Genomic DNA, 19,210 nt, shown 5'->3' with positions numbered 1-19,210 from the left:
AGGCCCCGCCACAAGGACGCCTTCTTTTCCCCAGAACAAGCCCCGACATGTTCAGACCTCTCTTCGTATTTATTGGCACGCGTTATACCCGTGCAAAGCGTCGCAATCATTTTGTGTCGTTCATTTCCCTGACTTCAATGATCGGGCTCGCCCTTGGCGTGGTCGTGATGATTGTCGTGCTCTCGGTGATGAACGGCTTCGATCATGAGATGCGCACCCGCGTGCTGGGCATGGTGCCCCACGCGACTATTGTCGGCGATCAACCGATCACAGACTGGCAAAGCCTGGCCGCCAAGGTTCAGCAGAACCCGAAAGTGCAGGCGGTTGCGCCGTTTACCCAGATGCAGGGGTTGCTGACCCACGATGGCAATGTGCAGAAAGTGCTGCTCAATGCCATCGACCCGGTGCAGGAGCGCAAGGTCTCGATCATCGATCACTTCATGCAGGAGGGGCAGCTCGACTCCCTGACGCCCGGCAGCTTCGGCATCATTATTGGTGACAAGGCCGCCAAGGCGCTGGGCGTGGGTGTGGGCGACAAGCTGACCTTCGTGGCCCCGGAAGTGTCTGTGACCCCGGCCGGCATGTTCCCGCGCATGAAGCGTTTTACGGTGCAGGGCATTTTCCATGTTGGCGCGGGTGAGATCGATGGCTACCTTGGCCTGACCAACTTGCAGGACCTGGCGCGCATGCAGCGCTGGAAGCCTGATCAGGTACAGGGCTTGCGCCTCAAGTTCGGTGATTTGTTCGAGGCCCCGCGCGGCGCGTGGGAAATCGCCCAGCATTTGGGTGACAGCTATTATGCCCGTGACTGGACCCGTACCCACGGCAACCTGTACCAGGCCATCCGCATGGAAAAAGCCATGATCGGCCTGCTGTTGTTGCTGATCGTGGCTGTCGCGGCGTTCAACATCATTTCCACGCTGGTGATGGTGGTCAATGACAAGAAAGGCGACATCGCCATTCTGCGTACCTTGGGCGCGACACCGGGCACCATCATGGCGATCTTTATGGTGCAGGGCACGGTGATTGGCGTGGTTGGCACGGCCATCGGCGCGGTGGTGGGCATCCTTGCCGCGCTGAATGTAAGCGCTGCGATTTCGGCCCTCGAAGGCCTGATCGGTCACAAGTTTCTCAATGCTGACGTGTACTTCATCGACTACCTGCCGTCGCAATTGCAGGCGCAGGATGTGTTGATGGTGTGCGGTGCAGCGTTGGTTCTGAGTTTCCTCGCGACCTTGTACCCGGCCTGGCGTGCTGCGCGCACCCAGCCTGCGCAGGCGCTTCGTTATGAGTGAGTTGGGCATGAAAGAACAAGCAGTGTTGAGTTGCCGCGACCTGGGCAAGGCCTATGAGGAAGGTCCGGAGTCGGTGGTGGTGTTATCGGGCCTGCAGTTAGAGCTGCACCCGGGTGAGCGCGTGGCGATTGTCGGTACCTCGGGCTCGGGTAAAAGTACCTTGCTGAACCTGCTCGGCGGCCTCGATACCCCGACCACCGGCAGCGTGTGGCTGGCCGGCGAAGAGTTGTCGGCGCTGGGTGAAAAGGCCCGTGGCCTGCTGCGTAACCGCTCGCTGGGCTTTGTGTACCAGTTCCACCACTTGCTGCCGGAGTTCACCGCACTTGAGAACGTGTGCATGCCGCTGTTGATCGGCAAAACCCCGATCCCCGAGGCGCGCGAGCGTGCCACCGCGTTGCTGACCCGTGTCGGCCTGGGCCATCGCCTTGAGCACAAGCCCGCCGAGCTGTCGGGTGGTGAGCGCCAGCGTGTGGCAATTGCCCGTGCACTGGTTAACAAGCCGGGGCTGGTGATGCTCGATGAGCCCACCGGTAACCTCGACTCGCACACCGCGCAAGGCATTCAGGATTTGATGCTGGAACTCAGCACCTCGATGCGTACCGCGTTCCTTGTGGTGACCCACGACATGAACCTGGCCCGGCAGATGGATCGCGTGTTGCACCTTCAAGAAGGTCGCCTGACCGCGATTTGATCGGCCAAGCCCGACGCTGAATCACGGCGTCGGGCCTTTTATTTTTATACGGTGCCCGCGAATGTTCAGACCGTTATCGATTTTTATCGGCACGCGCTATACCCGCGCCAAGCGCCGCAATCGTTTTGTTTCGTTTATCTCCATGACCTCGATGATCGGCCTCGCCCTGGGCGTGCTGGCGATGATCGTGGTGTTGTCGGTGATGAACGGTTTTCAGCGTGAAATGAGTAACCGCATCCTCGGCATGGTGCCGCACGCAACCATCGTTGGCGTCAAGCCGATCGATGACTGGCGCCCGGTGGCCGAAGCGGCGATGAAAAACCCGGAAGTGACGGCGGCTGTGCCGTTTACCGAGATGGACGGCATGTTGTCGTACAAAGGCTCGATGCAACCGATCCAGATCAGCGGTGTGGATCCTGCATTGGAAGGGCAGGTGTCCATCGTCGCCAAGCACATCGTGCAGGGCAAGCTTGAAGACCTTAAGCCGGGCGAGTTCGGTGTTGTGCTGGGGGATATCACGGCGCGGCGTTTTCGCTTGAGCGTCGGTGACAAAATCACCTTGATCGTACCCGAGGCCAGCACCGCACCCGGCGGGATTACCCCGCGCTTGCAGCGTTTGAACGTGGTCGGCATCTTCAAGGTCGGCGCTGAGCTGGATGGTTCGATGGGCCTGGTCAACATGGCCGATGCTGCGACCATCCAGCATTGGCAGCCAAACCAGGTGCAGAGCGTACGCCTTGCGGTCAAAGACTTGTACGCAGCGCCAAAAGTGTCGCAGCAAATTGCTGCCGGGCTGGGCGCGGACTACAAGGCTGATGACTGGACCCATACCCAGGGCAGCCTGTTCAGCGCCATGAAAATGGAAAAAACCATGATCGGCCTGTTGCTGCTGATGATTGTCGCCGTGGCGGCGTTCAACATCATCGCCACCTTGATCATGGTGGTGAACGACAAGGGCGCGGACATCGCGATCTTGCGCACCATCGGCGCGACACCACGTCAGATCATGGCGATTTTCATGGTGCAGGGTACCGTGATCGGCATCGTCGGCACCTTGATCGGCGGCGTACTGGGCGTGATAGCCGCCTTGAATGTCAGCGAACTGGTGGGCTGGATCGAACGGATTTCCGGGCAGCATATTTTCAGCTCGGACGTGTACTTCGTCAGCAACCTGCCGTCAGAGCTGCAAGGTGGCGACGTCGCATTGATCTGCGGTGCGGGGTTTTTGTTGAGCTTTTTGGCGACCTTGTACCCGGCTTACCGCGCGGCCAAGATCGAGCCTGCGCACGCGTTGCGGTATTCCTGATCTACCCTGGCCCTCTGTAGGAGAAGCCGGTCGACGCTCGATTGCCTCGCGATCTTTTGATCTTTAAAAGATCGCGAGCAAGCTCGCTCCTACAGAGGGATGTCAGGCATGACAGGGCAATTCAATCACAAACTGTGTCCAGCCTTCCTGCGATTCACACCTGATCTGCCCGCCATGGGCGCGAATGATCGATTGGGTGATGGCCAACCCCAAACCTGCATGTTCGCTACTGCCTTCGCTGCGCGCCGGGTCGGCCCGGTAAAAACGGTCAAACAATCGCGGCAGCAAATCGGCGCTGATCCCGGGGCCGGTGTTGGACAGGCTGATGCGCACAGCGGTCGCCGCTTCGCTGATCACCACCTTGATCGCCCCGCCAGCCGGTGTGTAACGCAAGGCGTTATCCAGCAGGTTGGAAAGGGCGCGCCGCAACATGCTGCGGTCTCCGGCGATCCGGGCGCGACCTTCGCGGGTCAGTTCGATCTGTGAGTCTTCAGCCAACAGCGCATAAAATTCCAGTAGCGACTCCACTTCATTGGCCAGCTCCAAGGGCTCGCGGCGCGGGGTCAGCAAGCCATGGTCGGCCTTGGCCAGGTACAGCATGTCGTTGACCAGTTGGGCCATCCATTGCAGCTCTTCAAGGTTGCTGTGCAGCGCTTCTTTGTAGGCTTCGATGTCTCGCGGCCGGGTCAGGGTGACTTGGGTGTGGGTCAGTACGTTGGACAGCGGCGTGCGCAGTTCATGGGCAATATCGGCGGAGAACGCCGACAGGCGCTGAAAAGAGTCGTCGAGTCGCTCCAGCATGGCGTTGAAGGCGATCGCCAGTTCCGCCAGTTCGGGCGGCATCTGTGCGTGGGGCAGGCGTGCATTCAGCGAGTCGGCTGACACGCTGCCAGCAATCGCGCTCATGCGGCGCAGCGGGCGCAAGCCACTACGGGCCGCCCAGGCGCCGAGCAGAGCGGTGGCCAGCGCCGAAAGCCCGACCGTCATCCAGATCAAGTGCTGCATGCGTTGCAGAAAGTGCTGGTGATGGGTGATGTCGAGCAATAACGTCAGTTGCGGCGCATCAGGGTTGTCAGTGCGAGGGTTGAGGACCCGGTAATCGGTGCCATTGATCTGCAGGCTGCCCAACCCTGGTTGGGTAGGCAACTCCAGCGGCAAGCGCGTCGAGCTGTCAAACCACAGGTGGCCGTCCGGGTCGCGCACTCGTACCGCCAGGTCGGGCTGATGGCTGAGGTCTTGCAGCAGTACCGGCAAGCGTTGCTTGAACGTGCCGAGGGAGTCCACGCCTTGTAGGGTGTTGCGCAAGACCGCGAGGCGGCTTTCCATCAGTTGTTGATCAAGCTCGACGAAGTGCATCTCGCTGGCGCGGCCAAACAGCACCCCGGCAAACAACGAGACGACCGCCGTGCAGCCGGCAAACAGCAGGGCAAGGCGAGTGCTCAGTGACAGACGCCGCATCAGGGCGCGCGCTCTTCAAGCACGTAACCCATGCCGCGCACGGTGTGTATCAACTTGTGTTCATGGTTGTCGTCGATTTTCAGGCGCAGGCGGCGAATCGCCACTTCGATCACGTTGGTGTCGCTGTCGAAGTTCATGTCCCACACTTGCGAGGCGATCAACGATTTGGGCAGCACTTCGCCCTGGCGGCGCAACAGTAACTCCAGCAATGAAAACTCTTTGGCGGTGAGGTCGATGCGCTGACCGGCGCGTTCGACGCGGCGGCGAATCAGGTCCAGGCGCAAGTCGGCCAATTGCAGGCTGGTTTCTTGGGTGGTGCTGCTGCCGCGCCGCAACAGGCTGCGCACTCGGGCCAGCAGCTCGGAAAAAGCGAACGGTTTGACCAGATAATCATCGGCCCCCAGCTCAAGGCCATGCACGCGGTCTTCTACGGCATCGCGGGCGGTCAAGAACAGCACGGGAATATCCAGCCCGGCGCTGCGCACCGCTTGCAAGATCTGCCAGCCGTCGCGACCGGGCAGCATTACATCGAGAATCAGCAGCGAGTAATCACCCGTCAGGGCCAAATGCTGGCCAGTGATGCCGTCGGTGGCCAGTTCGGTGGTAAAGCCTGCCTCGCTCAAGCCTTGGCGCAGGTATTGGCCGGTTTTGGCCTGGTCTTCGACAATCAGCAGTTTCATGGGCAACTCATCACAAAATTCACCTCAGCCTTATACAGGGCGGATTTGTTCGTAGGGTCAAGCTTACAAAGTTGTAATCTAGCGGTCAGTTGAATGCCAGTCGCGCCGCTTTAAGGTGGTACAAAGTCTGACTGCATGTTTCTGGAGGTAAGTATGGCGGTACACAAGCGTTTGTCTCTTGCGGGTTGTTTGCTGGCGCTGAGTTTGCCGGTCATGGCCTCGCCGGGGGAACACTTTGACTTTGGTCATCCGGCGCCTGCCGCCAGTGCCACGCGCACGGTGGAAGTCGACATGACCGACATTGCCTTCAATCCCAAGACGCTGGATGTAAAAGCCGGCGAGACCGTACGTTTTGTGCTGGTCAACAAAGGCCAGTTGCTGCACGAATTCAACCTGGGGCACGCGGCCATGCACGCGGCGCATCAAAAAGAGATGCTCGACATGCAGCAGAGCGGCATGTTGACGCCCACCGGCATCAATCACGCAGGTATGGATCACTCGGCGATGGGGCATGGCGAGATGAACATGCCGGGCATGAAGCATGATGACCCTAACAGCGTGCTGGTGGAGCCGGGTGAAACGGCTGAACTGACCTGGACCTTTAGCAAAACCGACAACCTGGAATTTGCCTGCAATGTGCCGGGGCATTACCAGGCGGGCATGGTGGGGCAGCTGAAAGTTGCACCTTAAATCGGTCTGATCGTCTGCGGGGGCTGAAAGCCTGTAGAATTGCCGGGTTTTTCTAGCCAGGTTTTTGTCATGCATCCCGCAGCCGAACATTCGCCGCTGGGCAAGTCCAGTGAATACATCAGTACCTACACCCCGTCCTTGCTGTTCCCGATCCCGCGTGCGGCGAAATGGGCGGAGCTTGGGCTGAGCGCCGACACGCTGCCTTATGTGGGGGTGGACTTTTGGAACTGCTTCGAACTGTCGTGGCTGTTGCCCTCGGGCAAGCCCGTGGTGGCCATTGGTGAATTCGCGTTTGCCGCTGATTCGCCGAACATCGTTGAGTCCAAATCCTTCAAGCTGTACCTGAACTCGCTGAACCAGACCGTGTTTGCTGACACGCAAACCCTGGAAGCAACCTTGCAGGCTGATTTGTCAGCCGCTTCTGGTAAGCCTGTGAGCGTGCGCGTGCGCAGCTTGAATGACGTTCAAGCAGATGGCGTAGGCGTTTTGCCGGGTGTATGCATTGATGATCTGGACATTACGGTCAGCGATTACGCGCACCCGCGTCCTGAGTTGCTCAAGTGCGACCCATCGCAGGTTGTGGAGGAGAGCGTGTACAGCCACTTGCTCAAGTCCAACTGCCCGGTCACCAGTCAGCCTGACTGGGGCACGGTGGTCGTGGAGTACCGTGGTGCAGCGCTGGATCACGCCAGTTTGCTAGCGTATCTGGTGAGCTTTCGCCAGCACTCAGACTTCCATGAGCAGTGTGTAGAGCGAATTTTTCTCGATGTGCAGCGTTTGCTCAAACCCGAAAAACTGACCGTGTATGCGCGCTACGTGCGCCGTGGCGGGCTGGATATCAATCCGTACCGCAGTACCGAAACGGTTGAATTCAACAACCTGCGGTTGGTTCGTCAGTAAAACCATTTGATCGTGTAGGAGCGAGCTTGTCTCGCGATCTTTAAAAGATCAAAAGATTGCGAGGCAAGTTCGCTCCTACAAGGTCAGGCCTGGTTTAATTGCTTGGCCTGTTCCAGCACCGCTTCAACGTGCCCTGGCACTTTTACGCCGCGCCATTCGTGACGCAGGACGCCGTCCTTGTCGATCAGGAAGGTACTGCGATCCACGCCCAGGTATTCCTTGCCGTAGAGCTTTTTCAGCTTGATCACGTCAAACAGCTGGCACAAGGCTTCGTCCTTGTCGCTCAGCAATTCAAACGGAAACGCCTGCTTGGCCTTGAAGTTCTCGTGAGACTTGAGGCTGTCCCGTGAGACGCCAAACACTTCGGTATTGGCTGCCTGGAACTCGGCGTAATGGTCACGAAAGCCCTGGCCTTCAGTGGTGCAGCCCGGCGTGCTGTCTTTGGGGTAGAAGTAAATCACCACCTGTTTGCCTTTAAGGGCCGACAGGCTAACGGTTTTCTCGCCGGTCGCCGGGATCTGGAAGTCGCTTACGGGTTGGTCAAGTGCAACGGCCATGAGGGGTTCCTTCCTTACATCGGGTTCTGTGGGCGCCACGGTTCGATCAGCGCGTCGAGGTTCAGGGCATCGGCGAAATCCAGGAACTGGTCGCGCAGCCAGCTGATTTGCACACCGGGCGGCAAGGTCACGGTGAACGTGGCGTTGAGCATGGTGCCGCCGGTTTGCGGCGCCTGATAGGTGTCGCAGGTCAGGTTTTCGAGTTCAACGTTGTGGTCCATGAAGAACTGGCACAGCTCGTTGATGATGTCCGAGCGGTAGGCCGAGCTGACATAGGCCACGTACGGCAGTGCCTGCGGGCGAGTTTCAAGTGCCGCGCTGCGCACAACATTGACGTTGAAAGCGTGGCGTTTGGCCAGGGAGGGCAGGCCGGCCTCAAGGCGGGCCAGGGCGTCCCAGCTGCCAGAAATTTCCAGTACCAGCGCGCTGCATTCGCCGTGGCGAGTCAGACGAGAGGTCACCACCGCGCAGCGATTTTCATGGCTGGCCCGGCACAGGACGTTAGTCAGCTCCATTGGGTTGGCGCCGAGTGCACTGATGACAAGGAATTGTTCGCGGACTGTGGGGGTGGACATGCAGCCTTCCTAAAACGATGAGCGGTCAGTACGGTCGATGGCGTGTGAGTCGAGAATCAAGCCCTTAACAAACAGCAGAAGCCCGCCAGCAGGCCGTTTCAGGCAATTTGCACATGCGGCAAACTGCGTTCTGTGGCGTGGGGGCAGGGTGTGAAATGCTGACATAAAGGCCTGTAAAACAGACGTTCGCACACATCAGTACCAATCAAAGGATGAAGGGTAGCGAAAAGCAACGCGAAGGGGAATGCTCATGAGGCGCGCTGTTGCTTGTGCAAGGGTCATGGCGCCAGTACCATTACGGCTCTCTTTTTCCGGCAGGAGCGGTTGCATGATTGCGGGCAGTATGGTGGCACTGGTCACACCTATGGATGCACAAGGACGTCTTGATTGGGACGCTCTGAGCAAACTGGTGGACTTTCACCTGCAAGAGGGCACCAACGCCATTGTTGCCGTTGGCACCACAGGTGAATCAGCAACTCTGGATGTGAATGAACACATCGAAGTGATTCGTCACGTCGTCAAACAGGTGGCGGGGCGTATTCCGGTGATTGCCGGTACAGGCGCCAACTCGACGCGTGAAGCGATCGAACTGACCTCCAACGCGAAGGCCGCGGGCGCAGATGCGTGCCTGCTGGTGACGCCGTATTACAACAAGCCGACCCAAGAGGGCTTGTATCAGCACTTCAAGGCCATTGCCGAAGCGGTTGATATCCCGCAGATCCTCTACAACGTTCCGGGCCGTACGGCGTGCGACATGCTGCCAGAAACCGTGGTGCGCCTGTCGACAGTGAAAAACATCATCGGCATTAAGGAAGCCACTGGCGACCTGACCCGTGTACCCGCCATTCTGGCCGGTGTGAGCAGCGATTTCCTGGTGTACTCCGGTGATGACGCCACGGCTGTAGAGCTCATCCTGCTCGGCGGCAAAGGCAATATCTCGGTGACCGCCAACGTTGCCCCGCGTGACATGAGCGATCTGTGCGCCGCTGCGATGCGTGGCGATGCTGACACGGCCCGCAAGATTCACGAAAAACTGATGCCGCTCAATAAAACCCTGTTTATCGAATCCAACCCGATCCCCGTGAAGTGGGCGCTGCATGAGATGGGCTTGATGCCGGACGGTATCCGTCTGCCGCTCACCTGGCTCAGCGAAGCCTGTCACGAACCGCTGCGGCAGGCCATGCGCCAGTCCGGCGTCCTGGTTTAATTGAGGAAGCATTACGCATGAAGCGATTGGCCGGACTGTCCGCACTAGCCGTGATTATTTCAAGCACCAGCGGCTGCGGTTGGCTGTGGGGCCCAGATGGGTACTTCCGGGACCGTGGCAGCGACTATTTGCAAGCTCAAGAAACTGCACCGATGAAACTGCCACCGGGTGTTGTTACTGACAAGCGCCTGGTGCCGTTGTTGCCGATTCCGGCCAACGTGCCGGATGACAACGTCAAGGGCGAGTTTGAAGTACCCCGTCCACAACCCTTGGCGGCGATTGCCGGCTCCGGCGACTACAGCCTGCAAAAAACCGGCGACAGCCGTTGGGTGTTGGCGCAGCACGTGCCGTCCGAGGTATGGTCGGTTGCGATGCAATTCTTCCAGGACAACGGCTTCCGTATCGATGAGCAGCGCCCGCAAACCGGCGAGTTCACCACCGCTTGGCAGCAGGCTGGCGAATTGTCCTCACCGATTGCCCGTCACGTGACCAGCAGCGGCTTGGCTGCCGACAGCGAAACCCGCCTGCGGGTGCGTATCGAGCCTGGCGTGCAGCGCAACACCAGCGAAATCTACGTGGTCAGCGCCAACCGCCCGGCGGGCAGCACCGCCAATGTTGATTTCACACAGAACTCGGTGAACACCGGTCTGGATGCGGGTCTGGTTGACGAAATGCTGATCAGCATGAGCCGCAGCGCCGAGAAGGGCGGTTCGGTGTCGTTGCTGGCAGCCCGTGACTTCGATACCCCGGCGCGTGTCACCCTGAGCGAAGACGGCAGCGGCAACCCGGTGCTGAGCCTCACCGAAGACCTCGACCGTGCCTGGTCCAGTGTCGGTCGTGCACTTGAGCAAGGCGATTGGCGCGTTGAAGACATCAACCGCACATTGGGCCTGTACTACATCAACCTGGCGGAAAAAGCCGAGAAGAAGGACGAGAAACCTGGTTTCTTCTCCGGTCTCTTTGGTGGCAAGCCGAGCAAGGAAGAAGTTGAAGCCCGCGCCCAGCGTTATCAGGTTCGCCTGAGCAAGGTCGGCGACAGCGTACAAGTGACGGTTGAAGAGAACATCAACAAGAGCGCATCGCCAGAAGTGGCGCGCAAAGTGTTGAGCGAGATTCAAGACAACCTGGGCTAATTTTATGCGTTTTGCCGTTCTCGGCAGTGGTAGCCAAGGGAATGGCACGCTGATAGCCAGCGACAGCACCTATGTATTGGTCGATTGCGGTTTCTCGTTGCGAGAAACCGAGCGCCGCCTGGTTCGGTTAGGCGTCAGCCCACACCAACTGAGCGCGATTCTGGTAACCCACGAACATGCAGATCACGTGCATGGCGTGGGTTTGCTGTCTCGGCGCTACAATTTGCCGGTGTATATGAGCCGTGGCACTCAGCGCGGGATGCGCAAACCACTGGAACCAGCCGGTTTCGTGGCCGATGGTGAGACGCTGCAGATCGGCGCCCTGACCGTCAGTGTGACCCGTGTGGCGCATGATGCTCAGGAGCCCACCCAATATGTGTTCAGTGATGGTCAGCGGCGTTTTGGCTTGTTGACCGACCTGGGTTCCTATTGCGCGGGCGTGCTGCACAGCTACCGCGATCTGGATGCACTGATGATCGAGGCTAACCATTGCCGCGACCTGCTGGCCCGTGGTCACTACCCCTACTTTCTCAAACAGCGAGTGGGTGGTCAGGAAGGACATTTGAACAACCATCAGGCTGCAAACCTGGTGGCCGAGTTGGGCTGGAAAGACCTGCAACACCTGGTGCTGGCCCACCTCAGCAGCAAGAACAACCTGCCGCAGCTGGCCCGACAATGTTTCGTCGACACCCTTGGGTGCGACCCGGACTGGCTGCAACTGGCGGATCAAGATTCAGGGCTCGACTGGCGCACAATCGCCTAGCCCACCTACTTAGCATGCGGAGCCCATCATGGAAAAACGTGAAGAACTCTATCGCGGTAAAGCGAAATCGGTTTACAAGACTGACGACGAAAACCGCTTGATCCTGTTGTTTCGCAACGACACCTCAGCATTTGATGGCAAGCGTATCGAGCAGCTCGATCGTAAAGGCATGGTGAACAACAAGTTCAACGCCTTCATCATGCAGAAACTCGAAGCCGCCGGCGTGCCGACGCAGTTCGACAAACTGCTGGGCGACAACGAATGCCTGGTTAAAAAGCTCGACATGATCCCGGTTGAATGCGTCGTGCGTAACTACGCGGCAGGCAGCCTGGTCAAGCGTCTGGGTGTTGAAGAGGGCATGAAGCTCAACCCTTACACCTTCGAACTGTTCCTCAAGGACGACGCCAAGGGCGACCCGTTCATCAACGAGTCCCACGTAGTGGCATTCGGTTGGGGCACAGCCGAGCAACTGGTTCGCATGAAAGAACTGTCCCTCAAAGTTAACGACGTGCTGAACAAACTGTTCGACGACGCTGGCTTGCTGCTGGTCGACTTCAAACTTGAATTCGGCGTATTCCACGACGGCACCATCGTCCTGGGCGACGAATTCAGCCCGGACGGCTGCCGTCTGTGGGACAAAGCCACTGGCAAGAAAATGGACAAAGACCGTTTCCGTCAGGGCCTGGGCGACGTTATCGAAGCCTACGAAGAAGTTGCAAACCGCCTCGGCGTCCCGCTTTAAGCTGTAAACGCGCGCAAGCAACTGATAGCACGCGATTTTTTTGAAAAAAGGCTTTGCCTGAAATCAAAAGCGTTGTTATGATGCGCGCCGTTGGAGAGATGCCAGAGTGGCCGAATGGGACGGATTCGAAATCCGTTGTACTGGCGACAGTACCTAGGGTTCGAATCCCTATCTCTCCGCCATTACAAAATACCTTTGTAAATCCATCGGTTACGAAGGTTTAAAAGCAGCGATTTGTAGCAGCGGTTTGCAGAAATTTTGCCAAGCCGCAGCGATCAGATCGCTGTTTTTTTTCGTCTGCCTTTTTTTGAGTCGCTGATCAGCCTTTTCGGCCTCTATAAACTGCACTGCGCTCGGTAAACGTCTGAGGTGCGAAACGGCGGGGGCGCCAGCTTCGCGTGGTAGGCGAGCGAATATGCTGCATTGCGACTCCGAGCTTTTGACGTGCTGTGGCTCGGCAGCAGTACGGTAGATGGTCCACTAACAGTTGCGTGGGAGGTGAGGCTCAGGCGAAAATTGGACTGGGCATATCGCCATCATGGAAGGGGGGCCTGCAATGTCATATCGAACTCAAATTGCCTGCTTGGGCAATTCGCGGCAACCCCACGTTAAGTTTATTGCTGGGGAAAATTGGGAAGGTGAGAACCGCAGCACATGGATACGTCCGATGAACAACCGCCAGCAAGACTCAATTGGGCGGCTCTTTCAAGCAACCGTACCTTGTTCCTTCGAATCAACCACTTCAAATTGAGTAGGTGAGGCCTCATGTCCTTCTGCGATGCGGTGCAAGTTACGGTTTCCTCAATCGAAGATACTTTGAAAATTTGCCTCAATGCGATCCACCTTTTTGGAACTCAATCTTCTAACTATGGGTCGTTGGCTGCAGCTATTATCGTCGCAGTGCTATTGTTTGCCATTCGCGAGCTGTTTATCAAAGCCAAGAACTATTCAGGTATCTACTATACGCTGAGCACTGTGGAGGATACGTCTTATAATCCTTATCGCGAAATGCGGATGTTCCATACACTTGTTTTGTTTTCGGACGGATATGTCATTTCTGGAACAACTGAAAAGACCGGTGATATAGACAAGGTTCGGCCTTGTGAATACGAAGGCTCTAGAAAAATCAGGGGTGTGGTCAGCGGTAGGGTTGAGCGGAATTATTTCGGAAGCAGTGTGATGAATCTTCATATAGTGGAACAAGGGAGGTATCGAGAAAGTACCTCATTTATGACTATAAAGGTTCGTCGATTTAGATTTTTTAATCGGTTGAATTCTGGAACTTTTTACTCGACTGCTGCAAAAACAAAAGGAAGTGTGCTGTGTGGAAGAGAACCATTCAAAGAGCATCCTATAGGGTGTGTACCATTCCAATCTATTGCGGAATCGCAATCGTCAAACTGCTAAATTATAAATCTATTATCTCAGACTTAGAGAAGTGTGCAGCGGTTGTGAATTACCTTCAAGGAAAGCATAAATCCGAGGTTACCGATTCTCTACTTCGTGCCTTGGTCGTTGCAGAGGATCATCGGAACTCTATGCACTACGGTGTAGATCCGATAGCTATTCTTCGGTCTATCAAGGTCCGTATGTTGGAAGGTAAGCGGCAGGGGGCAAGTACTATCGAGCAACAATTTGTTCGGACGATAACAGCTCGCTACGAAAAAAGTCCGAGACGCAAAGTGCGAGAGCAGGTCTTGGCGGTTATGTTGAGTTCGAAATTTAGCAAAGGTGATATTGCGTCTTGTTATCTGAAGGTGGCCTACTATGGCGTGTCACTAGTAGGGATTAAGGGTATGCGGGTTTTGAGGGCCGACAGTCAGGAATTCACAAATGAAATAATTGTCGCCCATCTAAAGTATCCTCGGTCGTCTAATCCAGAAGGAATCATGGCGAAAAAACATTTCATTAGGGTGAATCATATAAAAATGTTGCTTGCGAGAGAGAAGGCATGTGTTCTTTTAGCTGAAAGAGACTTGACAGTTTTGTAGCAGAGTTTTGTAGCAAAAAAACTCACAGTTACCTGTATCTGTTGGTTTTGACGTGCTGCGGAGTATGAATCTGAACGTCCCTATCTCTCCGCCATACAAATGAAAGCCCCGCAGATCAAGGTCTGCGGGGCTTTTTGTTTTCTGGTTGTATGCTTTGTACCCACCCGCAACGGCACGATCAAAACCGTATTCGATATCAACCAAGAGCCAGTAGATGAAGTGCAACCGTATCAAGGAGCAATAACGCTCTGTGATTAGCCGTGGCGCACTTCATTTAATAACTCAGGGTGATGATCAAGCAGCTTCAATAGCTTGACCAAGGCCAGAGGCGGTTTGGTTTTACCGTTTTCATAGCGGGAAAATGCGTTTACACCGCCCCCGAAAATCTCGGCGGCTTCGCGTTGATCGAGGTCCAGCTTTTTACGCACAGTGGTAATAAAGGCTGGATCAACAATCGAGGCATTGACTTGCTTGTTGAAGGCCAGCATTGCGCCGCTGACACGACTCGATTGGCTGGCATCCAGCACTGCTTCACCGCAAGCCGGGCAGAACTCGCCGGTCACTTGCGGGATCAGTGTGGATTCGCTCTTGTAGGTATAAGACAGAACTCGGGTGTCATGCACCAGTTCTGCCGCACCGCAAGATGGACATTTCATGTTCATAACTCCTTGAAAGACACGATGAGTACATCATCAATGATCGTGAGTTTCAGATAGACCTCGCCAGCTTGAGTTTTACGCCGGTATACGTCTTGCCAGATTTTGTGATCGGCATGCGTGGTCATGCTTTTATAGAAATCAGTGGGGGCTAATGCCAGAACCACACTGACGATGCCGTCAAAGTCAAAGCCCAGGGCTGCACCGCCGATCAGTGCTGACTGGGTAGAGCGAACCTTTCCTGCTTCAATCAAGGCTTTGACGGTGTGCAGCTTGCAATGCGGGGTCTTTTTCTCCATGGGCTGAAATTAACCTACTTGGTTTTATTTGGCAAATAGGTTAATTGTGTCAGCGCTGCATTCGTCAATGTTTTTTGATTATTTGGCTTAGTCTTATTCCGCTGACCCGGCTCTATTACCCGGCGGATCAGCAGATTCGACACGCTGCCCTTAACCTCTCTCAGCCTCTACCTGCATTTCCGCCGGCTCTGCCACCAGGTTATTACTCACATTACGCCCCAGCACCAGCACGGTGACAAAGCCGCAGCCGACCAGTGCGGTGGCGAGGCTGAATAGCATTGCGCTGCCCATTTGGTCGACGATCTGGCCGCCGAAGAATGAGCCCAGGGCGATAATCACCTGGAACAAGGCGATGAACAGCGGCATGCCGCGTTCGACGTCTTTGGGGGCGACGACGAACATCCAGATGCTGGCGCACGTCGGGAAGGCACCGAAGGCAAAGCCCCAGAGTGCGATGAGCATGACGGCGCCGGTCATGTGGGTGGCGAAAAGGGGGAACAGGGCGGTGCTGGCGCCGATCATCAGTGCCACCAGTAGCAGGGTATAGCGCACGCTGCGGTTGGCCGCGAAGCCGGCAAAGAAGTTACCCAGAACCCCGGCCGCGCCGTAGAGCAGTAACAGGGAGCCAATGGTCGGCCCATCGAAGCCCGAGCTGTTTTTAAAGAACGGCGCAACGTAGGTATATGCCGCAAAGTGGGCCAGGCCGATGAGCAATACGGCGATCAGGCCAACCCGGGATTTCGGGTTGATAAACAAGGCAGGCAGGTCGCTGACCAAAATGGCCTTTTCCGGATTAAGGCGCGGCAACAGAAAAATTTGCGCCAGCAGCACCGGCAAGCCCAGCAGCGCGGTGAGCAGAAACGTCATGCGCCAACCCATCAGGCCGCTCAGCCAAGTGCCCACGGGCACGCCTAGCACGGTGGCCAAGGTCACCCCGAACATGATGATTGAGGTTGCCTGGGCGACGCTCACGCCTTTGGGGGCCAGCCTGCCGCTGAGGCCGATGGCGGTCGCCCAGAAGCCGCCGATGCTAATGCCCAGCAATGCGCGGCCTAACAGCAGTACATTAAAGTCGCTGGCGACGGCTACTACCGAGTTGGCGACGATCATCAGCAGGGTCAAGCCGATTAGCAGATAGCGGCGGTCCATGGCACCGATACCGACAGACAGTAAAGGGGCGGCGAGCGCCGCCATGATGCCGGGCAAGGTTACCATCAGCCCGGCGTGGCCTGCGCTGATGCCAAGGTCGGTGGCGACGTCGTTGAGCACGCCCACCGGGAGAAATTCGCTGGTCACTAAGGCAAAAGCGCCTACGCAGACCGACAGAATCGCCATCCACTGCTGTTTGACGCTTTGCTGATTATGTTCGGGTAGGCCGCTGGAGGCCTGGCTTGCGCTTGGCATGGAGTGGGGTTCCAGGAGGGATATCGCCTGAAGGCAGGCGAGGAGGGGAATTGGGAGGCGATTATAAGAAGCCATTTCGGCAAGCAGGCAGGCGGTCGTTTCGATAGTGATCATCAGTGTAATTAATGCGATGACCCGATTGCTTTCGCGAGGTAGAACAGTGGCTTACAGAGCGACGGATGTTTGCAAGTGTGACAAACCTCACAAGGTTAATGCGTCAATCACTTGACGAAATCTTTTTGACTGTCAATTTCTGAACATGAACAGTAAATGCAGTTTGCACATTAGGGAATGAGAGCTATTATCCGGGTGTCTTTGTGCCATGATCCGGTGGCGCCATGATCAAACTGTCCATGAAAAACTCGATGTGCCCTCTCGGTGTTGTATGGAGGGGCCATCTGCTGATTTTTTTTGCAATCGCTTCGAGCTCTCGAGAAAATTTCGAGCGGGGTGAAATTTCATAGACGGCTCGTCGTTTGTGGGTGGCGTATCGCACGGCGAGATCTTCGGGTAAGTTGCCAACATACATAAGTGACAAGTCAACGTTGCAGGAGGTGAGGGCAAGCAGTTTGCTAAATGCATCGCGGCCTTCCATAGGGCTATACGTTCTATTACTGATAACTCTGAATTTTCTGATTTTGTATTGGTTATTTAGCGTATAGATAAGCGCGTGCGCATTCAGGATCGAGGCGGGCTCATTACAGATGACCACCAATACTTCGTGAGCGGCACGTGTGAAGTTCAGGACAGAATCATTGGCCCCGGAGGCAGTGTCTACAACCAGAACATCCACTTCAGTCTGGATTTCGTTGAACGCGTTTATAATCCCGACGTGATGAGCGGTTAGAAGACCGTGCATCGTTTTTGAGTAGGCGGTGCCGAGTATCAAGTTGATGCCTCGGGGGCCGGTGTGCAGTATTTCGGTTAAGGTGCAATTGCCTTCAATCAAGTTTGAGAGTGTTCTCTGCGGTCTGATATTCAACAGTGTATCGATGCAAGGCAGTTCAAGGTTGCCGTCCAGTAATGCAACCCTCTGCCCTAAAGTGGCCAGGGCAATGGATAGATTGATGGCCAGTGTGCTTTTGCCGGTGCCTCCTTTGCCGCCAGTAATGGCAATGACCTGAACCGAATGCTTTTTTTTCATGAGGTTAACGCCGTCCTTAGCGGGTTGCGCAAGTGTAAACTTGCTTGGTTATAATTTTATTCTTATTTTGTAGTGGCTATGTTTGTCTCTGAAAGCACCCGTGTCCCCCGTGAGTAAAAAGCGCGTGGCTCTTAATGCGGCGGTACTTCGGGAACAGTGCAATGAGCGTATTTTTTTATAAGCCCACCACCATCCGCGTTTTTTTCTATGATTGTCCATGGGGTTGATACTTCTTGGGTTTTTTAGAGACTTGCTATGTGATTTCATTCTCCCATGCGCATGATTTAATCATAAGTGTCCTCTGAGGCTAATAGTATGTCCTGAAGCGCAACAGCATTGACTCAGTCCTGTGGCAGGATTGATTCTATAGAGTCTGTTGTGCACGTTATTTTATGTCTGAAAATTAGAAGGCACTCGTTCGTGCTCTTGTTTGTTCCGTGGATAAATGAATGTATAGAATTCGAAAATCATATGTTTACTTGCTCTGTCGAGCGTTGGGGACTGTCTATAAGTCCAGTGAAACATTTCATGATTATGTCGATGACACGGAATTTGTTGAAATCCAGTCGGTGTATGAGTGGTTGGCCAATCTTGCTGTAACTTCTTGTGACCCGGATCTGGGGCTAAGGGCCTACAGGAACATGCACCCCGCCATGCTGGGGGCGTTGGGGTATGCCGTCATGTCATGTGCGACATTGGGGGGAGCCCTTGAACGCCTGGTAAATTACTATCCCCTGATCAGCAGTGGTTCCTTGTTAAAGCTGGAATTACATGACCATATCGTAAAAATTGTCAGCATTGAGGTGACCAAAAAAGTGCCTCGCGTTTTTATAGACGCAGGCTTATCTATTTTACTGGCACTGATCAGGTGGTTGGTCCCACATTATTATGTGGTGCCATTGGGAGTTGAATTGGTCTATGCACCTCCCGGCGAAAGAGGGGGGCTTGAAGAGGTGTTTGGCCGGAATTTAAAGTTTTCAGCAGGTCATAATGTACTGGTGTTTTCTCGGGAAATTTGCAATTACCCGCTGATTACAGCATCGCCAAAGTTAGACCGTCTGCACGCTGATTTTCTTAAGGTTCAACTGGAGTCATCGCCCACCGGTTTCGCATCCTCGAAGATAAGAAGAGCGGTTGCGCAAAGTTTAGCGCTGGGGGTTGCCCCGACATTGGATTCAATTGCGGATGCACTCAAAATGAGCAAAAGAACCTTGCAATACTCTTTAAGGAATGAGGGGCTCAGCTTTTCCATGGTGTACAACGATGTCAGGCAAGCCTTGGCGCATGATTATTTGAGGCACTCTGTATACAGTATTAAGTATATTTCTGCGACCTTGGGCTTTAGTGATCAGAGTAGTTTCTACAAAGCTTCTTTAAGGTGGTTTGGAATGACGCCTCAGAACTACAGAGATTTGTCTTGAATCTTTAGTGGTGATAGTCAGGAGTTTTGGTTTTAGCTTTTATTTCTATTTGTTTGTTGTCATAAAAAATACATATTTTCTTTTTGGCGTGTTATGGGTGTGCGTGACTTTGCTTTTCCTGTCAGCTATTTAGCAGCGTTGAAATGATCACCGCTCTAAGCGTGGATGAAAGTTAGTAATCGATATTTTTTTCAAACAAAGATTTTGCGTTACGTCTTCGTCAGGGGTGTTGCAGACCTGTCAGTGGCAATCAGAAGCGCGAAAGGGGAGGCCATCCATAGCCTTTTAGTGTCTCGAT

The 19,210-nt window shown here is 55.2% G+C and carries 20 protein-coding genes and 1 tRNA gene; 13 read left to right on the top strand and 8 right to left on the bottom strand.

The features are described 5' to 3' along the window. Positions 1–47 precede the first annotated feature (47 nt). The 3 genes from GHO32_RS09045 to GHO32_RS09035 all read left to right on the top strand — a co-directional run bounded on the left by GHO32_RS09045 (position 48) and on the right by GHO32_RS09035 (position 3,292). The gene (locus GHO32_RS09045; protein ID WP_153334251.1) at positions 48–1,295 is read left to right on the top strand and encodes a lipoprotein-releasing ABC transporter permease subunit; all 1,248 of its coding nucleotides are present in this window, start codon (positions 48–50) and stop codon (positions 1,293–1,295) included. A 7-nt stretch (positions 1,296–1,302) separates the two neighbouring features. Next, positions 1,303–1,986: a lipoprotein-releasing ABC transporter ATP-binding protein LolD gene (lolD, locus tag GHO32_RS09040; RefSeq protein WP_173430604.1), complete on the top strand. Its 684-nt coding sequence runs from the start codon at positions 1,303–1,305 to the stop codon at positions 1,984–1,986. 61 nt (positions 1,987–2,047) lie between these two features. Then, positions 2,048–3,292, top strand: coding sequence for a lipoprotein-releasing ABC transporter permease subunit (locus tag GHO32_RS09035; protein WP_048389308.1), 1,245 nt, complete (start codon positions 2,048–2,050; stop codon positions 3,290–3,292). 102 nt (positions 3,293–3,394) lie between these two features. Here the strand turns inward: GHO32_RS09035 and GHO32_RS09030 are convergent, their stop codons facing one another. Together GHO32_RS09030 and GHO32_RS09025 are read right to left on the bottom strand one after the other, a co-directional pair. Continuing rightward, positions 3,395–4,750 carry a heavy metal sensor histidine kinase gene (locus GHO32_RS09030; RefSeq protein WP_153334253.1) on the bottom strand — a complete coding sequence of 452 codons (1,356 nt, stop codon included), beginning with the start codon at positions 4,748–4,750 and terminating at the stop codon, positions 3,395–3,397. Further along, the gene (locus GHO32_RS09025; RefSeq protein WP_123750253.1) at positions 4,750–5,430 is read right to left on the bottom strand and encodes a heavy metal response regulator transcription factor; all 681 of its coding nucleotides are present in this window, start codon (positions 5,428–5,430) and stop codon (positions 4,750–4,752) included. Before GHO32_RS09025 ends, GHO32_RS09030 begins: the two co-directional genes overlap by 1 nt. A gap of 153 nt (positions 5,431–5,583) precedes the next feature. Here GHO32_RS09025 and GHO32_RS09020 point away from each other — a divergent pair, with 153 nt between their 5' ends. Then, complete coding sequence (locus tag GHO32_RS09020; RefSeq protein ID WP_178113865.1) at positions 5,584–6,120, top strand: plastocyanin/azurin family copper-binding protein; 537 nt, start codon at positions 5,584–5,586, stop codon at positions 6,118–6,120. Between the two features lie 69 nt (positions 6,121–6,189). Beyond that, positions 6,190–7,020, top strand: coding sequence for an NADPH-dependent 7-cyano-7-deazaguanine reductase QueF (queF, locus tag GHO32_RS09015; RefSeq protein ID WP_153334256.1), 831 nt, complete (start codon positions 6,190–6,192; stop codon positions 7,018–7,020). A gap of 83 nt (positions 7,021–7,103) precedes the next feature. Here the strand turns inward: queF and GHO32_RS09010 are convergent, their stop codons facing one another. Further along, positions 7,104–7,577, bottom strand: a complete 474-nt coding sequence (locus GHO32_RS09010) for a peroxiredoxin (RefSeq protein WP_123750256.1) — start codon at positions 7,575–7,577, stop codon at positions 7,104–7,106. 14 nt (positions 7,578–7,591) lie between these two features. Next, positions 7,592–8,152, bottom strand: coding sequence for a glycine cleavage system protein R (locus tag GHO32_RS09005; protein WP_048368689.1), 561 nt, complete (start codon positions 8,150–8,152; stop codon positions 7,592–7,594). A gap of 328 nt (positions 8,153–8,480) precedes the next feature. On the opposite strand from GHO32_RS09005, the gene dapA reads away from it, so the two are divergent. The 7 genes from dapA (at position 8,481) to GHO32_RS27165 (ending at position 13,988) form a co-directional block, all read left to right on the top strand. Next, positions 8,481–9,359, top strand: coding sequence for a 4-hydroxy-tetrahydrodipicolinate synthase (gene dapA, locus GHO32_RS09000; protein WP_153334258.1), 879 nt, complete (start codon positions 8,481–8,483; stop codon positions 9,357–9,359). A 17-nt stretch (positions 9,360–9,376) separates the two neighbouring features. Further along, positions 9,377–10,492, top strand: a complete 1,116-nt coding sequence (gene bamC / locus GHO32_RS08995) for an outer membrane protein assembly factor BamC (RefSeq protein ID WP_153334260.1) — start codon at positions 9,377–9,379, stop codon at positions 10,490–10,492. A gap of 4 nt (positions 10,493–10,496) precedes the next feature. Next, entirely contained in the window at positions 10,497–11,255 is a 759-nt protein-coding gene (locus GHO32_RS08990) for an MBL fold metallo-hydrolase (RefSeq protein ID WP_153334262.1), read from the top strand. 28 nt (positions 11,256–11,283) lie between these two features. After that, positions 11,284–11,997 carry a phosphoribosylaminoimidazolesuccinocarboxamide synthase gene (gene purC / locus GHO32_RS08985; protein ID WP_048368685.1) on the top strand — a complete coding sequence of 238 codons (714 nt, stop codon included), beginning with the start codon at positions 11,284–11,286 and terminating at the stop codon, positions 11,995–11,997. 92 nt (positions 11,998–12,089) lie between these two features. Continuing rightward, a tRNA-Ser gene (locus tag GHO32_RS08980) sits at positions 12,090–12,179 on the top strand. Between the two features lie 583 nt (positions 12,180–12,762). Next, positions 12,763–13,404 carry a hypothetical protein gene (locus GHO32_RS08975; RefSeq protein ID WP_153336849.1) on the top strand — a complete coding sequence of 214 codons (642 nt, stop codon included), beginning with the start codon at positions 12,763–12,765 and terminating at the stop codon, positions 13,402–13,404. Further along, positions 13,320–13,988, top strand: a complete 669-nt coding sequence (locus tag GHO32_RS27165) for a transglycosylase domain-containing protein (RefSeq protein ID WP_153338126.1) — start codon at positions 13,320–13,322, stop codon at positions 13,986–13,988. Before GHO32_RS08975 ends, GHO32_RS27165 begins: the two co-directional genes overlap by 85 nt. Positions 13,989–14,242: 254 nt before the next feature. On the opposite strand, the gene GHO32_RS08965 is transcribed toward GHO32_RS27165, so the two are convergent. From GHO32_RS08965 to GHO32_RS08950, 4 genes are all read right to left on the bottom strand, one after another. Beyond that, complete coding sequence (locus GHO32_RS08965) at positions 14,243–14,644, bottom strand: type II toxin-antitoxin system MqsA family antitoxin (protein ID WP_153336907.1); 402 nt, start codon at positions 14,642–14,644, stop codon at positions 14,243–14,245. A 2-nt stretch (positions 14,645–14,646) separates the two neighbouring features. Then, positions 14,647–14,943, bottom strand: coding sequence for a type II toxin-antitoxin system MqsR family toxin (locus GHO32_RS08960; protein WP_153336906.1), 297 nt, complete (start codon positions 14,941–14,943; stop codon positions 14,647–14,649). A 150-nt stretch (positions 14,944–15,093) separates the two neighbouring features. Next, the gene (locus GHO32_RS08955) at positions 15,094–16,347 is read right to left on the bottom strand and encodes an MFS transporter (RefSeq protein WP_153336905.1); all 1,254 of its coding nucleotides are present in this window, start codon (positions 16,345–16,347) and stop codon (positions 15,094–15,096) included. Positions 16,348–16,648: 301 nt separating this feature from the next. After that, the gene (locus GHO32_RS08950) at positions 16,649–17,491 is read right to left on the bottom strand and encodes a P-loop NTPase (RefSeq protein ID WP_153336904.1); all 843 of its coding nucleotides are present in this window, start codon (positions 17,489–17,491) and stop codon (positions 16,649–16,651) included. Positions 17,492–17,940: 449 nt separating this feature from the next. Between GHO32_RS08950 and GHO32_RS08945 the strand changes: the two genes are divergently transcribed. Beyond that, positions 17,941–18,912, top strand: a complete 972-nt coding sequence (locus GHO32_RS08945; RefSeq protein WP_153336903.1) for an AraC family transcriptional regulator — start codon at positions 17,941–17,943, stop codon at positions 18,910–18,912. The last annotated feature ends 298 nt before the right edge of the window (positions 18,913–19,210 follow it).

It is taken from the genome of Pseudomonas sp. FSL R10-2189, from assembly GCF_009600325.1.
GTDB lineage: Bacteria > Pseudomonadota > Gammaproteobacteria > Pseudomonadales > Pseudomonadaceae > Aquipseudomonas > Aquipseudomonas helleri.
The sequence above is the reverse complement of the archived record's forward strand: the minus strand, read 5'-3'. Positions and strand labels throughout refer to the sequence as shown.

Excerpts from the sequence above, each read along its gene's own strand:
- GHO32_RS09045 (WP_153334251.1), top strand. The coding sequence starts at position 48 with ATGTTCAGACCTCTCTTCGTATTTATTGGCACGCGTTATACCCGTGCA.
- lolD (WP_173430604.1), top strand. The coding sequence starts at position 1,303 with ATGAAAGAACAAGCAGTGTTGAGTTGCCGCGACCTGGGCAAGGCCTAT.
- GHO32_RS09035 (WP_048389308.1), top strand. The coding sequence starts at position 2,048 with ATGTTCAGACCGTTATCGATTTTTATCGGCACGCGCTATACCCGCGCC.
- GHO32_RS09030 (WP_153334253.1), bottom strand. The coding sequence starts at position 4,750 with ATGCGGCGTCTGTCACTGAGCACTCGCCTTGCCCTGCTGTTTGCCGGC.
- GHO32_RS09025 (WP_123750253.1), bottom strand. The coding sequence starts at position 5,430 with ATGAAACTGCTGATTGTCGAAGACCAGGCCAAAACCGGCCAATACCTG.
- GHO32_RS09020 (WP_178113865.1), top strand. The coding sequence starts at position 5,584 with ATGGCGGTACACAAGCGTTTGTCTCTTGCGGGTTGTTTGCTGGCGCTG.
- queF (WP_153334256.1), top strand. The coding sequence starts at position 6,190 with ATGCATCCCGCAGCCGAACATTCGCCGCTGGGCAAGTCCAGTGAATAC.
- GHO32_RS09010 (WP_123750256.1), bottom strand. The coding sequence starts at position 7,577 with ATGGCCGTTGCACTTGACCAACCCGTAAGCGACTTCCAGATCCCGGCG.
- GHO32_RS09005 (WP_048368689.1), bottom strand. The coding sequence starts at position 8,152 with ATGTCCACCCCCACAGTCCGCGAACAATTCCTTGTCATCAGTGCACTC.
- dapA (WP_153334258.1), top strand. The coding sequence starts at position 8,481 with ATGATTGCGGGCAGTATGGTGGCACTGGTCACACCTATGGATGCACAA.
- bamC (WP_153334260.1), top strand. The coding sequence starts at position 9,377 with ATGAAGCGATTGGCCGGACTGTCCGCACTAGCCGTGATTATTTCAAGC.
- GHO32_RS08990 (WP_153334262.1), top strand. The coding sequence starts at position 10,497 with ATGCGTTTTGCCGTTCTCGGCAGTGGTAGCCAAGGGAATGGCACGCTG.
- purC (WP_048368685.1), top strand. The coding sequence starts at position 11,284 with ATGGAAAAACGTGAAGAACTCTATCGCGGTAAAGCGAAATCGGTTTAC.
- GHO32_RS08975 (WP_153336849.1), top strand. The coding sequence starts at position 12,763 with ATGTCCTTCTGCGATGCGGTGCAAGTTACGGTTTCCTCAATCGAAGAT.
- GHO32_RS08965 (WP_153336907.1), bottom strand. The coding sequence starts at position 14,644 with ATGAAATGTCCATCTTGCGGTGCGGCAGAACTGGTGCATGACACCCGA.
- GHO32_RS08960 (WP_153336906.1), bottom strand. The coding sequence starts at position 14,943 with ATGGAGAAAAAGACCCCGCATTGCAAGCTGCACACCGTCAAAGCCTTG.
- GHO32_RS08955 (WP_153336905.1), bottom strand. The coding sequence starts at position 16,347 with ATGCCAAGCGCAAGCCAGGCCTCCAGCGGCCTACCCGAACATAATCAG.
- GHO32_RS08950 (WP_153336904.1), bottom strand. The coding sequence starts at position 17,491 with ATGAAAAAAAAGCATTCGGTTCAGGTCATTGCCATTACTGGCGGCAAA.
- GHO32_RS08945 (WP_153336903.1), top strand. The coding sequence starts at position 17,941 with ATGTATAGAATTCGAAAATCATATGTTTACTTGCTCTGTCGAGCGTTG.